General features: G+C 61.3%; 14 protein-coding genes and 1 pseudogene. 10 read left to right on the forward strand and 5 right to left on the reverse strand.

Going from position 1 to position 15,088, the window contains the following annotated elements; genetic code table 11:
- Positions 1 to 10: 10 nt before the first annotated feature.
- The gene (locus OSC50_RS10170) at positions 11 to 1,705 is read right to left on the reverse strand and encodes a ShlB/FhaC/HecB family hemolysin secretion/activation protein (protein ID WP_266247859.1); all 1,695 of its coding nucleotides are present in this window, start codon (positions 1,703 to 1,705) and stop codon (positions 11 to 13) included.
- Between the two features lie 211 nt (positions 1,706 to 1,916).
- Here OSC50_RS10170 and sohB point away from each other — a divergent pair, with 211 nt between their 5' ends.
- Together sohB and OSC50_RS10180 are read left to right on the forward strand one after the other, a co-directional pair.
- A complete protein-coding gene (sohB, locus tag OSC50_RS10175; RefSeq protein WP_181076871.1) occupies positions 1,917 to 2,942 on the forward strand; it encodes a protease SohB in 1,026 nt (341 codons plus the stop codon).
- A gap of 381 nt (positions 2,943 to 3,323) precedes the next feature.
- Positions 3,324 to 4,892, forward strand: coding sequence for a TerC family protein (locus OSC50_RS10180; protein ID WP_266247860.1), 1,569 nt, complete (start codon positions 3,324 to 3,326; stop codon positions 4,890 to 4,892).
- 43 nt (positions 4,893 to 4,935) lie between these two features.
- Here the strand turns inward: OSC50_RS10180 and OSC50_RS10185 are convergent.
- Both OSC50_RS10185 and OSC50_RS10190 read right to left on the reverse strand, forming a co-directional pair.
- Positions 4,936 to 5,202 (reverse strand): annotated as a pseudogene (locus OSC50_RS10185) (thioredoxin family protein); the annotation flags it as partial.
- 74 nt (positions 5,203 to 5,276) lie between these two features.
- Positions 5,277 to 5,525 (reverse strand): hypothetical protein, encoded by a 249-nt coding sequence (locus OSC50_RS10190; RefSeq protein ID WP_181076968.1) that lies wholly within the window; start codon positions 5,523 to 5,525, stop codon positions 5,277 to 5,279.
- Positions 5,526 to 5,848: 323 nt separating this feature from the next.
- Between OSC50_RS10190 and OSC50_RS10195 the strand changes: the two genes are divergently transcribed.
- The 8 genes from OSC50_RS10195 (at position 5,849) to OSC50_RS10230 (ending at position 12,383) form a co-directional block, all read left to right on the forward strand.
- The gene (locus OSC50_RS10195; protein ID WP_040268561.1) at positions 5,849 to 6,697 is read left to right on the forward strand and encodes a transporter substrate-binding protein; all 849 of its coding nucleotides are present in this window, start codon (positions 5,849 to 5,851) and stop codon (positions 6,695 to 6,697) included.
- 52 nt (positions 6,698 to 6,749) lie between these two features.
- The gene (locus OSC50_RS10200; RefSeq protein ID WP_266247863.1) at positions 6,750 to 7,412 is read left to right on the forward strand and encodes an amino acid ABC transporter permease; all 663 of its coding nucleotides are present in this window, start codon (positions 6,750 to 6,752) and stop codon (positions 7,410 to 7,412) included.
- A gap of 12 nt (positions 7,413 to 7,424) precedes the next feature.
- Positions 7,425 to 8,087, forward strand: coding sequence for an amino acid ABC transporter permease (locus OSC50_RS10205; RefSeq protein ID WP_181076873.1), 663 nt, complete (start codon positions 7,425 to 7,427; stop codon positions 8,085 to 8,087).
- Positions 8,084 to 8,866 carry an amino acid ABC transporter ATP-binding protein gene (locus OSC50_RS10210; RefSeq protein WP_181076874.1) on the forward strand — a complete coding sequence of 261 codons (783 nt, stop codon included), beginning with the start codon at positions 8,084 to 8,086 and terminating at the stop codon, positions 8,864 to 8,866. The genes OSC50_RS10205 and OSC50_RS10210 overlap by 4 nt, the downstream gene beginning before the upstream one ends.
- 16 nt (positions 8,867 to 8,882) lie before the next feature.
- Positions 8,883 to 9,272 (forward strand): RidA family protein, encoded by a 390-nt coding sequence (locus tag OSC50_RS10215; RefSeq protein ID WP_253508060.1) that lies wholly within the window; start codon positions 8,883 to 8,885, stop codon positions 9,270 to 9,272.
- A 109-nt stretch (positions 9,273 to 9,381) separates the two neighbouring features.
- Positions 9,382 to 10,146 (forward strand): IclR family transcriptional regulator, encoded by a 765-nt coding sequence (locus OSC50_RS10220; protein WP_181076877.1) that lies wholly within the window; start codon positions 9,382 to 9,384, stop codon positions 10,144 to 10,146.
- A gap of 9 nt (positions 10,147 to 10,155) precedes the next feature.
- Positions 10,156 to 11,364: an amino acid deaminase gene (locus OSC50_RS10225; protein ID WP_266247865.1), complete on the forward strand. Its 1,209-nt coding sequence runs from the start codon at positions 10,156 to 10,158 to the stop codon at positions 11,362 to 11,364.
- A gap of 110 nt (positions 11,365 to 11,474) precedes the next feature.
- Positions 11,475 to 12,383, forward strand: a complete 909-nt coding sequence (locus tag OSC50_RS10230; protein WP_266247867.1) for a sugar kinase — start codon at positions 11,475 to 11,477, stop codon at positions 12,381 to 12,383.
- Positions 12,384 to 12,500: 117 nt separating this feature from the next.
- Here OSC50_RS10230 and OSC50_RS10235 read toward each other — a convergent pair whose 3' ends face one another.
- Both OSC50_RS10235 and OSC50_RS10240 read right to left on the reverse strand, forming a co-directional pair.
- Positions 12,501 to 12,776, reverse strand: a complete 276-nt coding sequence (locus OSC50_RS10235) for a peptidylprolyl isomerase (RefSeq protein ID WP_253508054.1) — start codon at positions 12,774 to 12,776, stop codon at positions 12,501 to 12,503.
- Between the two features lie 31 nt (positions 12,777 to 12,807).
- On the reverse strand, positions 12,808 to 14,982 hold the full coding sequence (locus tag OSC50_RS10240) for a hybrid sensor histidine kinase/response regulator (protein WP_266247870.1): 2,175 nt from the start codon (positions 14,980 to 14,982) through the stop codon (positions 12,808 to 12,810).
- Positions 14,983 to 15,088 lie beyond the last annotated feature (106 nt).

Consider the following 15,088-nt stretch of genomic DNA (forward strand, 5'->3'; position numbering starts at 1 on the left):
TGTGAAAGGGTCATTTCAGAGGCAGGCTCAACTCCATCAGCCAGAAGCCTCGCGCCTTGGCTGGCAACGCCGGCCCGAACAGGCCGCGCTGGTAATCCAGGTCCAGCTGCCAGTCGCGCCGGGACAGCGCCATGCCAAGGCTGGCGCCGCCCACGCGCTGGATGTCGGCGCCGTTTACGTACTGGCTCCAGCCCAGGTCGACGCCCAATCGGGGGCTGATATGCCATTGCTCGGCAAGCGGGCGTGGCAGGCTGAGGGTATTGCGCCACACCGCACCGTTGGCGGCGGCCAGTGTGCTCAGGCGAAAGCCGCGCACCGCGTAATGGTCGGTGACCAGCAGCTGCTCCAGGCCCGGCAGCGGGTCGGGGCTGTATTGCAGCGTCAATTGGCTGCTCCATAACCGCTCGATACGCTGGCTTTGACGCGTGTAGTCGATGTCGAGGCGGTACTTGCGAAACTGCGCGCGCGGCAGGCCCGGGGATGGGTGCTGGCTGTCCCGGTCGGCGCCCAGCCCACGAAGGCCCTGGGCGTAGCTGAGTGTGCCGTTCCAGATGCCGTCGGAGATCCTCAGCAGGTTGAGGCTGGCTTCGGCCACCGTGAGGCTTGGGCTCTGAATCGCCAGGAAGGTGTCGGCAATATAGCTGCGTGAACGTTTGGTACTCAGGCGCAGGTTGCCGTTCAGCAGGGTGCGCTGGTCGCGCCACAACAGGCGGTTGAGGCCCACGCCATACTGATTGACCTGACCGTTGGCCCTGATGGTCTGACTGGGCAGTTCGATGCCGTACCGGTAATGCGCCTGGCTGGCAGTCAGGGCCAGGGTCCAGTACCCGTAGGGCAGCGAATAGTAGATGCCCTCGGAGCGGCTGTAACGGGTGCTGCCGGCCAGGGAGGTGCTGGCGCTGAGGTTGATGAAATCATTCAGGCCCAGCGGGCTGTCGTAGGCGAGGTTGAACACGCCCGTGTGCCGCCCGGTGGTGTCGGCGCCCCGGTTGTTGTACCGCGCAATGCTGCTCAGGCGCGATGCAACGCTGCGCGGATGCACCCGCAGATGGGAGCCGCCGGGCTCGGTGCCGGGCAATACCTGCACCGTCAGGTCGAGTGAGCGCAGGCGGTTCAACTGGTCGAGGCCCTGCTCCAGGTCGCGCAGTTGCAGCGGTTGGCCCAGCATCCCGGGAAACGCACCGCGCAGCGACACGGGCAGGCTCGGGTCGGCCAGCTCGATGCTCTCGACAAAGCCTTGTTCGATGACGATATCCAAGGGTTGGCCATCTTCGGGCGCCTGCCGCAAGTACGGCCGGCTGGCGATAAAGCCCGCGTCGACATACAGCGCGGTCAATGCCGCGAGCAGTTGGTTTATCTGCGTAGCGCTCATGCAGACGGTGAGGTGTGACTGCAGCAGGCTGCGCACGCGCGCAGGGTCCAACAGGGAATTGCCCGTCAGGCTCAGCCCGCTCGTGTGCCAGCAGGGCTCGTCGGTGACGGGCGACGGTGCGGAGGGGCTTGCCGGCGCCGGTGGTTCGCGTTCGAGCTGGCGCAAGCGTTGCTCGCGTTCCAGATGTTCACGGGTTCGGCGTTCGAATTCCTGTGTGCGCAGCTCAACCGGGTTGGCCTGCACGGTAGCGGCCAGACCGGGCGTGGCGGCACTCGACGCAATGGACAGGGCCGTGAGCAGGCAGGCGCGAATATCGAGCGGGAAGGGACGCATGAGCAGGGGTCCTGTCGAATGCTTTCAACGCGAAGTTTAAAGTCGTTTTCCCCTGTAAATGCTGAGTTGTACGTCTGAAAATTGTGTGGGAATCGAACTACTCAAGTAGGACCCTGTCGTTTTTTTTGTAGGTTTCTGACCGAGTGAACAGCGTTAGACACAGCGACGCCAATCCCCGTAGACTGCGGCTTTCGAGCCTCATAGGTGTCTTATGGAGTTTCTTGCCGAGTACGCAAGTTTTCTAGCTAAAACCGTCACCCTGGTGGTCGCCATTCTGGTGGTGCTGATCAGCTTCGCGGCGCTGCGCAGCAAAGGTCGGCGCAAGTCCGCCGGCCAATTGCAGGTCAGCAAACTCAACGATTTCTACAAAGGCCTGCGCGAACGTCTGGAGTCGAGCCTGCTCGACAAGGACCAGCTCAAGGCCCTGCGCAAATCCGAGGGCAAGGCTGAGAAAAAGAAGGGCAAGCAAAAAGCCGAAGCTAAACCACGCGTGTTCGTGCTGGATTTCGACGGTGACATCAAGGCTTCGGCCACCGAAAGCCTGCGCCATGAAATCACCGCACTCCTGAGCCTGGCCACGCCCAAGGACGAAGTGGTGCTACGCCTGGAAAGCGGCGGCGGTATGGTGCACAGCTATGGCCTGGCCTCGTCGCAACTGGCGCGTATCCGCCAGGCCGGCGTGCCGTTGACGGTGTGCATCGACAAGGTGGCGGCCAGCGGCGGCTACATGATGGCGTGCATCGGCGAGAAGATCATCAGCGCCCCGTTTGCCATCCTCGGCTCCATTGGCGTGGTGGCGCAGTTGCCCAACGTCAATCGCCTGCTCAAGAAGCACGATATCGACTTTGAAGTCCTCACCGCTGGTGAATACAAGCGCACCTTGACGGTGTTTGGCGAAAACACCGAGAAGGGCCGGGAGAAGTTCCAGGAGGATCTGGACATTACCCATCAACTGTTCAAGAACTTTGTCTCGCGTTATCGCCCGCAACTGGCCATCGACGAAGTGGCGACCGGCGAAGTGTGGCTGGGTGTGGCTGCGTTGGATAAACAGCTGGTTGATGAACTGCAGACCAGCGATGAATACCTGGCGACGAAGGCGAAGACGGCCGAGGTGTTTCATTTGCACTATGCCGAGCGCAAGAGTTTGCAGGAGCGCGTGGGGTTGGCGGCGAGCGGGTCGGTGGATCGAGTGTTGTTGACGTGGTGGAGTCGGTTGACTCAGCAGCGCTTTTGGTAAACCTGGATTCAGAATGCAGTGTGATTGTGGGCGTGGGTCTGTGCACACATCTTAAGGCTGATAAATAACTGTGTGGAGCGGGCTTGCTGTGGTGAGCGATCGGGGGCAAGCCCCTCCCACCTGGTTTATGTGTCAGGTACAGGTTTTGTAATGGTTTTGTGTTGTGGGAAAGTCGCGTTTCGAATGTAGGATTTAAGTCCTTTTCTGATCACAGGACTTGCATGAATACCCTCTCGGAGCCCCCCAGTCGTCTCTCCCCAAGGCGCTTGTTGCTGCCGTTCCCGCTGAAACATCCCGTTTTTCGATTGCTAACCTTGTCCCGGTCTTCTGACCGCGTCTTGCCGTGTCCGGCATTCTGAATTCAACCAGGAGACTTCATAAATGGAATGGTTAGCGGATCCAACGGCCTGGCTCGGCTTGTTGACCTTGATTGTGCTGGAACTGGTGCTGGGTATCGACAACCTGGTGTTTATCGCGATCCTGGCGGATAAGCTCCCGCCCGAGCAGCGCGACCGTGCGCGGTTGATCGGTTTGTCTCTGGCGTTGCTGATGCGCCTGGGCCTGCTGGCGAGTATTTCCTGGTTGGTAACGCTCACCCAGCCGCTGTTTGAGGTCTTTGACAAGGCTTTCTCGGGGCGCGATCTGATCATGCTGTTCGGCGGTGTGTTCCTGCTGTTCAAGGCGACCATGGAATTGCATGAGCGTCTGGAGGGCCATGTGGCACAGCGTTCGGGCAATGCGGCTTATGCGCTGTTCTGGCCCATCGTGGCGCAGATCGTGGTGCTCGATGCGGTGTTTTCCCTGGATGCGGTGATTACCGCCGTGGGCATGGTGGACGAGCTGGCGGTGATGATGATCGCCGTGATCATTTCCATCGGCCTGATGATTGTCGCGAGCAAACCGTTGACGCGCTTCGTGAATGCCCACCCCACGGTGATCATGCTGTGTCTGGGCTTTCTGATGATGATCGGCTTCGCCCTGACCGCCGAAGGCCTGGGCTTTCATATTCCGAAGGGCTACCTGTATGCGGCCATCGGCTTCTCGATTCTGATCGAAGTGTTCAACCAGATTGCCCGCGCCCGTCGCAGGAAATCGGCGCAGGGCGTGCTGCCGATGCGTGAGCGCACCGCCCATGCGGTCATGCGCCTGTTGGGCGGCCGCAGCTTGGCGGTGGAAGAGGTCGGTGAAGAGGTTGCCGATCTGCTGGGCGAACCGGACGCGGCGCAAGGTCCGCTGTTCCACCGACGCGAGCGGGTCATGATCAGCGGCGTACTGCAATTGGCCGAGCGACCGATCCGCACGCTGATGACACCGCGGGCCAAGGTCGACTTCATCGATCTGTCGGACGATCGCGACACTATTCGCCTGAAACTGATGCATTCGTCCTATTCCCGGCTGCCGTTGATCCGTAACGGTGCCATTGATGAGCCATTAGGCTTTGTGCACAAGAAGGAACTGCTCAAGGAATGCCTGGCTGGTAACGAGCCGAACCTTGAGCACCTGGCGCGCCGGGCGATCAATCTGTTGGAGAGTTTTTCGATCCTCAATGCATTGGAGCAGATGCGCCAGGAGTCGACCCACATCGCGTTTGTGATCAACGAATTCGGTGATTTTATCGGCGTACTGAGCATGACCGACATTCTTGAGTCGATCGCAGGCGAACTGCCGGATGCCAGCGAAATTGAAGGCCCGGACATTGTTGAAGAAGGCGCGGGCTTTCGCGTCAACGGCGCGCTGAATCTGCAGCACGTGCGCCAACGCATCGGCTTCAACGCCATCGCTACCCAGGATTACCAGACCTTGGCGGGATTGGTGATGAGCCTGCTCGATCGTCTGCCCGTGGTGGGCGACCGGCTGGAGCATGAGGGTTGGCGTTTGACGGTGGTCGCGGTAGAAGAGCGGCGGGTGACGCAAGTGGTTTTGCAACCTTGCGACGTGAATAGTGTTTGAAGGTGCTGCGCACGACACGGAGTTGCTTGGTCTCGGGCCCGAAGCCCTTGAGTTTCTCCATCAAGGTGCCGCGCATATAAATCAGTAACGTCGGGGTACCCGTCACGTCAGGGTGCCTCGGCGTCTTCGCGCAATCCACCACCAGGCTGCGCACGCGCGGGTACTGTCGGGCAATTCGGTCAAACAGCGGCCCGGCCGTTACGCAGGCTGGGCAATGCTCAGAGACAAACAAAATGAATACCGGACGCTTGGTGTTCAAGATCCGTTGATATTCCTGGGCGTTGGCAATCGTTGCGGTGGCATACCCCATGGCGTGAACCTCCTGGATAGAGCTGGTTTTCACCAACGCTAAGCCGGGCCCGCGCCTGCGTCTACTGTCAACCTTTACAGGTCAGCCTCCCGTTCCGCGCGTTCGCGCGCCTTGCGCGCCTGGTTCGCGCACTTGCGGTATTCCTCATTGTCGCGAGACGCCTTGGCGCGGCGATAGTCGTGATGGTTCTGGCTGCTGTAATTGGCATCGAAGGACTCCTTGAGCCTCGCCAACTCCTCCTTGCACGCGCGACGGTCCTCGCTGCCCAGTGCATGCCCGGCAAACATCGCAAAAACCACTAACCCGACAACACTCGTCTTCATCATCGCCCCCGCACCCCGCCTCCAAAAAACCAAAACAACACGCCGCGCCTGACCCTGAAAGCCTAGCTCCCCCTCTCGATATTTCCACGCTGCCACCGCCCCCAATTGAGGCGTTATCACCCAACCTGTGGCCGCAGGTAGCACCTTAGCAGCCGATACTGGCTCTTAGCAGTATTTCACAAAAGCCTATCTCACTGATCTAAAAGGTATTTCCCACCAGCATATTTTTCCGCGTCTACGTATGGCACACTTTCTGCTGTCTATTCCGTTGTTACAAACTAAGTTCCGGTATAGCGGAATACACAACCCCTGGAGTGCTTGTCATGCATCACCGACCTTCCGTGTTCAAAGCGTGTGTTTTTCTCTTCGCCGCATCGGCTTCCCTCGCCAGCGTTGCGCAGGCGGCGGGCAGCAAGCTCGATGATGTGCTCAAACGTGGGCATCTGATCGTGGGTACAGGCAGTACCAATGCGCCGTGGCACTTCCAGGGAGCGGATGGCAAGTTGCAAGGGTTCGATATCGATATCGGCCGCATCGTGGCCAAGGGGCTGTTCAACGACCCAAGCAAGGTCGAGTTCGTGGTGCAGTCGTCCGACGCGCGAATTCCCAACCTGCTGACCGACAAGGTCGACATGAGCTGCCAGTTCATCACCGTCACCGCCAGCCGCGCGCAGCAGGTGGCGTTTACCTTGCCTTACTACCGCGAAGGCGTGGGCCTGCTGCTGCCGAACAACAGCAAGTACAAGGAAATCGACGACCTGCAGGCCGCGGGCGATGGCGTGACCGTGGCCGTGCTGCAGAACGTGTACGCCGAAGAGTTGGTGCACCAGGCGCTGCCCAAGGCCAAGGTCGATCAGTACGACAGCGTTGACCTGATGTACCAGGCCGTGAACTCCGGCCGCGCCGATGCCGCCGCCACCGATCAGTCCTCGGTCAAATACCTGATGGTGCAGAACCCCGGCCGCTACCGCAGCCCGGCCTACGCCTGGAGCCCGCAGACCTACGCCTGCGCGGTCAAGCGCGGCGATCAGGACTGGCTGAACTTCGTCAACACGGCGCTGCATGAAGCCATGACCGGCGTGGAGTTCCCCACCTACAAAGCGTCCTTCAAGCAATGGTTTGGCGTGGACCTGCCGGAGCCGGCGATTGGCTTCCCTGTCGAGTTCAAGTGACGTGTAAAAACCGGGGCGCCAACACTGGCGCCCCTCTCAGGTAGCGTTGACCATGAATTATCAGTTGAATTTTGCCGCCGTCTGGCGCGATTTCGACACCTTGCTGGCGGGGCTCGGGTTGGGTCTGCAACTGGCATTGCTGTCGATCGCCATCGGCTGCGCGATCGGCCTGCTGATGGCGTTTGCCATGCTGTCCAGGCACCGCGCCTTGCGCATGCTGGCCTCGGTGTATGTGACGGTGGTGCGCAATACACCGATCCTGGTGTTGATCCTATTGATCTACTTTGCGTTGCCCAGCCTGGGCATTCGTCTGGACAAGATTCCTTCGTTCATCATCACCTTGTCGCTTTACGCCGGGGCGTACCTGACCGAAGTGTTCCGCGCCGGGCTGTTGAATATTCCCAAGGGGCTGCGCGAAGCCGGCCTGGCCATCGGCCTGGGCGAGTGGCGCATTCGGGCCTATATCACCGTGCCGGTGATGCTGCGCAATGTGCTGCCGGCGCTGTCGAACAACTTTATCTCGCTGTTCAAGGACACCTCCCTGGCCGCTGCGATCGCCGTGCCGGAACTGACCTATTACGCCCGCAAGATCAACGTCGAAAGCTACCGGGTGATTGAAACCTGGCTGGTCACGACCGCGCTCTACGTGGCCGCCTGTTACCTCATTGCCCTGTTGCTCCGCTACCTGGAACAACGTCTGGCGATCCGTCGTTAAGGAGGGTTCCCCATGTACGAATCTCCCAGCTGGTTGCATGCGTTGTGGATCGCCCGGGACACGCTCTGGGCGGGGTTTCAGGCCAGTGTCTATGTGTCGGCGCTGGCTATTATCTTTGGCACGCTGATCGGTATCGTCGCCGGGTTGATCCTGACCTACGGCAGGTTCTGGATGCGTGCACCGTTTCGCCTGTATGTCGACCTGATCCGTGGCACCCCGGTGTTTGTGCTGGTGCTGGCGTGCTTCTACATGCTGCCGGCGCTCGGCTGGCAGATCAGCGCATTCCAGGCCGGTGCGGTCGGGCTTACGTTGTTCTGCGGCTCCCACGTGTCGGAAATCGTGCGCGGCGCATTGCAAGCCATTCCCCGTGGGCAACTCGAAGCGAGCAAGGCGATCGGTCTGACGTTCCGGCAGTCGCTCGGCTACGTGCTGTTGCCGCAGGCGTTGCGTCAGATCCTGCCGACCTGGGTCAATTCCTCCACGGAAATCGTCAAAGCCTCGACCTTGCTGTCGGTAATCGGCGTGGCCGAATTGCTGCTCAGCACCCAACAAGTGATCGCACGCACCTTCATGACCCTGGAGTTCTACCTGTTCGCCGGGTTTCTGTTCTTTGTCATCAACTACGCCATCGAGTTATTCGGGCGCTACATTGAAAAGCGGGTGGCCTTGCCATGAACCAATCTCACACAACCGAACCGCTGCTGAACATTCGCGGCCTGCGCAAACAGTACGGCGAGGTCGAAGTGCTCAAGGGCGTCGACCTGTCGATGCAGCGCGGCAATGTGGTGACGCTGATCGGCTCCAGCGGCTCAGGCAAGACCACACTGCTGCGTTGCGTCAATTTGCTGGAAGAGTTCCAGGGCGGCCAGATCACCCTGGACGGCGAGTCGATTGGCTACAGCGACGTCGGTGGCAAACGCGTGCGTCACCCGGAGCGCGTGATCGCTCAGCATCGGGCGATGACGGGCATGGCGTTTCAGCAGTTCAACCTGTTTCCGCATTTGAGCGCGTTGCAGAACGTCACCCTGGGCTTACTGAAAGTTAAGAAAATGCCTAAGGACCAGGCGGTAGCGCTCGCGGAAAAATGGCTTGAGCGCGTAGGACTTCTAGAGCGGCGCAATCACTTTCCCGGCCAATTGTCCGGTGGCCAGCAACAGCGCGTGGCGATTGCCCGCGCCATTGCGATGAACCCCAGCCTGATGCTGTTCGATGAAGTGACCTCGGCGTTGGACCCGGAACTGGTCGGCGAAGTGCTCAGTGTGATCAAGGGCCTTGCCGAAGAGGGCATGACCATGTTGCTGGTCACCCATGAAATGCGTTTCGCCTATGAAGTGTCCGACCAGATCGTATTTATGAACCAGGGGCGTATTGAGGAGCAGGGTTCGTCGAAGGATATCTTCGAACGTCCGCAATCGCCGCGCCTCGCGGAATTTTTGAAGAACATTCGTTTTTAATCAGGAGCACATCGTTATGAGCATCACTCGTTACGGAGCCGGCAGTACTGCCGGCGGTGGCCAGCCTCGTCCTTTCGCGCGTGCCGTGGAGGCGGATGGCTGGTTATACGTCTCAGGCCAGGTACCGGCGGTGGACGGCGAAATCATTACCGGCGGCATTGTCGAGCAAACCCACCAGACCTTGCGCAATGTGGTAGCGATTCTGGAAGAAGCCGGCTACGAATTGAAAGACGTGGTCCGGGTCGGCGTATGGCTGGAAGACCCACGGGACTTCTGGAGTTTCAACAAAGTCTTCGGCGAATATTTCACCCCTGAACACGCCCCTGCGCGGGCTTGCGTGCAAGCCAGCATGATGGTCGATTGCAAGGTCGAGATCGATTGCGTGGCCTACCGGAAAAAAGGCTAAATTGCCCGGATCGTGAGACCACAACAGATCCATTGTGGGAGGGGGACTTATCCCCCTTCCACAGGGCATTGTGCCGCACCCAACCACTTCGACCGGACCGAATACCGCCATGACCGAAGACACCATCAAACGCCGCGCCAAAGGCCTGGACCGCGCGTTCGATATTCTCGATTTTCTCAAGGAAATCGGCCAACCACTGCGCCCGAACGATATCGCCAGCGGCATCGGCAGCCCCAAGTCCACGGTCTATGAACTGGTCGCCTCGCTGTTGGAACGGCGCATCCTGGAAACGGTGGGCAAGGACGGTCACGTCTACCTGGGCCGCCAACTGTACTTTCTCGGTCAGGCGCACCTGCGCCATTTCGACCTGACCCGCGAGGCCGACCATGCCTTGCAGGAGATCGTCAGCCAGACCCACGAGACCGCCCAGATGTGCCTGCTCAACGGGCGCAAATACACCGTGGCGCTGATGCGCGAAGGTGAGCGGCATTTCCGTATTTCCTCGGACATCGGCGAAAACGCGCCCATCCCCTGGACTGCCTCCGGGCGTCTGCTGCTGGGGCACTTGAGCGATCAGCAGATCGTCGACCTGATCGACCCCGACGACTTCATCCTGCCGGACGGCCAGCGCCTGCCGCTGGAGACTTTCCTGGCGCAGATTCGTCAAGCCAGCCTCGACGGCTTCTTCTCGTTCGACAGCGTGGCCGACACCTTCACCCACTGTTTCGCCGCCCCGGTGCGGGATGCCCAAGGGGTGAGCATCGCGACTTTGTGCATCGTCGCGCCACGGGCCGACGCCCTCAACAACTACAACGACTATCGCCGGGTGCTGATCGAAAGCGCCAACCATCTGGCCCGTCGCATCAACGAATAGGAACCTCTTATGCCTGCCCTCAATGCCGTTGAAAAAGGCGCCGCCGCGGTCGGTGCCCATCTGGTCCGCGACGTCAGCCTGCCGGCCCTGGTGCTGCACCGTGACGCCCTGGAACACAACATTCGCTGGATGCAGACGTTTGTCCGCAACAGCGGCGCCGAGCTGGCGCCCCATGGCAAGACCAGCATGATGCCGGCGCTGTTCAAACGGCAGATCGAGCAGGGCGCGTGGGGTATTACCCTGGCCAGCGCGGTGCAGACCCGTGCTGCTTATGCCGGTGGCGTGCGCCGCGTATTGATGGCCAACCAGTTGGTGGGCGCGCCGAACATGGCGTTGATTGCTGAGCTGTTGGCCGACCAGGATTTCGAGTTCCATTGCATGGTCGACCATCCGGACAACGTCGCCGACCTGGGGCGGTTTTTTGCCGCCCGTGGCCTGCGCCTGAACGTGATGATCGAGTATGGCGTGCTCGGCGGACGTTGCGGGTGCCGCAGCGAGCAGGACGTGCGCGACCTGGCCAAGGCGATCAAGGCGCAGCCGGCCCTGGCACTGACGGGGATCGAAGGCTACGAAGGGGTGATCCACGGCGAACACGCCATCCGCGGTATTCGCGATTTTGCCGCGAGCCTGGTGCGCCTGGCGATGGAACTGCAGGACAGCGGCGCTTTCGATCTGGCCAAGCCCATCGTCACCGCTTCGGGGTCGGCCTGGTACGACCTGATCGCCGAGTCGTTCGAAGCCCAGAACGCCGCCGGGCGTTTTCTCAGCGTACTGCGCCCCGGCAGCTACGTGGCCCACGACCACGGTATCTACAAAGATGCGCAGTGCTGCGTGCTCGACCGCCGCAGCGACCTCAGCGAAGGCCTGCGCCCGGCCCTGGAAGTCTGGGCCCACGTACAATCGCTGCCCGAGCCAGGGTTTGCAGTCATCGCCCTGGGCAAGCGCGACGTGGCCTACGACGCCGGCCTGCCGATGCCGCTCAAGCGCTACAAGGCCGGTATCCTGCCGGCCGAAGGCGATGACGTGAGTGCCTGCAGCGTCACGGCCGTGATGGACCAGCACGCCTTTATGACCGTGGCGCCGGGGCTGGAACTGCGCATTGGCGACATCATTTCCTTCGGCACCTCGCACCCGTGCCTGACCTTCGACAAATGGCAAGTCGGCTGCCTGGTGGATGAGCAATTGCAAGTGATCGAACCCCTGCACACCTGCTTCTAAACCGCGCCGCCCCTATCGGGGGCAAGCCCCCACCCACCTGTTGAAATGCGTTCCCATGTGGGAGGGGGCTTGCCCCCGATAGAGCCCTCAACCACATCAGAGACTCAGGCATGAACACAACCCCTCGCATCGCCCTGATCGGCGAATGCATGATCGAACTGCAACACCGCGCCGACGGCAGCCTGGTTCAGAGCTTTGGCGGCGACACCCTGAACACTGCGGTGTACCTGCGCCGTGCGCTGGGCGAAAGCGGCAGCGTCGACTACGTCACCGCCCTGGGCGATGACAGCTTCAGCGATGCAATGCGCCGGCAATGGGCCGACGAAGGTCTCGGTCTCGGCCTGGTCCAACGCCTGCCGGGGCGGTTGCCGGGTTTGTATTGCATCCAGACCGATGCCAAGGGCGAGCGAAAATTTCTGTATTGGCGCAACGAAGCCGCCGTGCGCGACTGCTTCACCACGCCTGCCGCCGAGCCGGTTCTGGCGGCGCTGCCGAGCTACGACGTGGTGTATTTCAGCGGTATCACCCTGGCCGTGCTCGGTGAGGTCGGCCGTGCGCGCCTGCTGCAGGCGCTGATCGAAACCCGCCGCCGTGGCGGCCAGGTAGTGTTCGACAACAACTACCGTCCGCGCCTGTGGCCCAGTGTGGAAGCAGCGCGCGCGGCGTATCACGCGGTGCTCGCCGAAGTGGACATCGCCTTGCTCACCGAAGATGACGAGCGCGGGTTGTTTGGCTATCAGGACGCCGAGCAGGTGTTCGCGGCCTATCCAGCCATTGCCGAGGTGGTGCTCAAGCGTGGCGCCGATACATGCCTTATCCGCTGCAACGGCGAGCATTTTGCCGTGCCGGCGTTGAAGATCGAGAAGGTGGTGGATACCACGGCGGCGGGGGATTCGTTCAGTGCGGCGTATCTGGCCAGCCGGCTCCAGGGCGGTTCACCCGAGGTGGCGGCGTTGGCTGGACATCGTCTGGCCAGTCGGGTGATTCAGGTTCCGGGGGCATTGATTCCCCTGGGGTGAATGGCCGACTTCGGCGGATCGGGAGCAAGCCCCTTCCCACAGTCGATTGCATTCCTCCAGATATATGCATTCCACGGTGGAGGGGGCGTGCCCCCGATAGGGCCCTGAAGGCATCCCTCAATCGCGATAAAACACCTGCACCAAGTGATACCCGAACTTGCTCTTGACCGGCCCATGCACCACCCGCAGCGGTTTCTTGAAAATCACCGCATCGATCGCCCCAACCATTTGCCCTGGCCGGATCTCGCCCAGATCGCCGCCACGTTTGCCCGACGGGCAGGTGGAGTACTTCCTGGCCAGCACATCAAAAGCTTCGCCCTTGGCAATGCGCTGCTTGAGTTGTTCGGCTTCCTCGCTGGTTTTCACCAGGATATGACGGGCTTGGGCTTTCATGGTTTTCTACCAGGTGTGCGACGGCGCGCGATTATGCCTGAAGTCGTTCGTCGACGCCGATCATCGCGCGGATTTTCGTCGCCAGCAGATCAATGGAAAACGGCTTGGCTACCATGTCCATGCCATCCTCCAGGAAGCCCTGGCGCTCGGAGGCTTTTTCGGCGTAGCCGGTCATGAACAGCACCTTGAGCCCCGGACGGTGCTGGCGCGCGATTTCCGCCAGTTGCCGGCCGTTCATGCCCGGCAGGCCCACGTCGGTCACCAGCAGGTCCACGCGCAGGTCCGATTCCAGCAGCGGCAACGCGGTACGCGCGTCCGCTGCCTGGTGTGCGGTGTAGCCCAATTCGTCCAGCAGGTTCACCACCAGCATGCGCACCGCCAGGTCATCCTCGACCACTACGACTGCTTCGCCCGCCTGGGCCACCGGCGCTTCGCCGAGGCTGGCCGGCAGGCTGCTCTCCAGGGAGGTGCCGTGCAGGCGCGGCAGGTACAGGCGCACGCAGGTGCCCTGGCCCGGCTCGCTTTGGATGGTCACATGGCCGCCGGACTGCTGGGCAAACCCGTAGATCATCGACAGCCCCAGGCCAGTACCCTGGCCGATAGGCTTGGTGGTGAAGAAGGGGTCGAACGCTTTGGCAAGAATCTTCGGCGCCATGCCGGTGCCGTTGTCGCACACACCGAGCATCACGTAATCGCCGGCCTTGACGGGTTCGAGGGTGGTGATGTCGGTGCCGTCCAGGTAACTGTTGGCGGTTTCGATCAGTATTTCACCGCCGTCGGGCATGGCGTCGCGGGCATTGATCACCAGGTTGAGCAACGCGTTTTCCAACTGGCTGGCATCGGTGTTGACCGGCCAGATGTCCTGGCCCAGTTGCACATTCAGGCGAATGTGCGCGCCTTTGGTACGACGGAACAGGTCTTCCAGGGACGCCACCAGCTGGTTCGGGTCCAGTGGGCGCCGGTCCAGCGACTGGCGCCTGGAGAACGCCAGCAACCGATGGGTGAGGGCGGCGGCGCGATGGGCGGAGGACACGGCGGCCTCGATGAAACGGCCGATCTCCTCGCTGCGCCCTGCGGTGATGTAACGCTGCATCAGGTCCAGGCTGCCGATAATGCCGGTGAGCATATTGTTGAAGTCATGGGCGATGCCGCCGGTGAGCTGGCCTACCGCTTCCATCTTTTGCGCATGGCGTAAGGCATCTTCGGCGCGCTCGCGTTCGTACATTTCGTTTTGCAGGCGCTGGTTGGCCTCGGCCAGCGCCTGGGTGCGCTGGGCGACCCGCTCTTCGAGGTTTTCATTGAGGTGGCGCAGGGCCTGTTCGGTGGTCTTGCGTTCGGTCAGGTCCAGGGCGGCGCCGAGGAAACGCACCGGCCGGCCCTGGTGGTCCTTGTAGCAGCGGCCGCGGGCGAAGATCCAGCGTACCTCGCCATCGGGCAGCAACAAACGGTACTCCTCGGCGTATTCGGTGCCGTGGCTGATGCAATGCTTGATGCTGCGCGCCACCGTGCCACGGTCTTCGGGGTGAACACCTTGCAGGTAGGCGCTGATGGGCAAGAGGCCGGCGTCGCCGGGTGCGACGCCGTGCAGATAGGCGAAGTGCGCGTCGGCGATGAAGTGGTCTTCGCCAATGTCCCAATCCCAGGTACCCACCGCGTCGGTAGCGGCCAGCGCCAATTGCAGGCGTTGCTCGCTGTTGTGCTGGGCCTTCAGGCTGGCTTCGGAGCGTTGTTGCAGCTCGAGGGCCTTGCTGCGGCGCTCGTGGGTGTCGATGGCGGTGACCAGGATGCCGGCAACCTGGCCGCTTTCGTCGCGGATCGGGCTGTAGGTGAGGTCCAGCCAGATTTCGGTGTCGCGGTGGTTGCGCTGCAGCACAAAGCGCTGCTCGCTGAAGGTGCGCGTCTGCCCGTCGCGCACGGCGCTGTAGATCGGTGCGGTAAAGCTTTCCAGCTCCGGCCAGGTCTGATGCGCCGGCTGGCCCATGGCATCGGGGTGCTTGTTGCCCGCCAGCCGGGCAAAGCCATCGTTGTACAGTTGGATAAGTTGGTGGCCCCACAGCAAAAGCATCGGCATCGGTGAATTGACCACGATATCGACGGCTGTGCGCAGGCTTTGCGGCCAGTCATTGGCCTCACCGAGCGGGCTTCGTGCCCAGTCCAGCCGTGCAATCAATGCAGCGGCTTCGCTACCGGTGGATGTTCCATTCATGAAAAAGCCCTGAGCGTAACGCTTTGAAAGATAAAAACACCCATTATCCCGTGAGTGGGCAATAAGTGACTACCCCGGAAAAATAGCACGCCCTGGCGTTTTGTCT

This window comes from Pseudomonas quebecensis (genome assembly GCF_026410085.1).
Taxonomy (GTDB): domain Bacteria; phylum Pseudomonadota; class Gammaproteobacteria; order Pseudomonadales; family Pseudomonadaceae; genus Aquipseudomonas; species Aquipseudomonas quebecensis.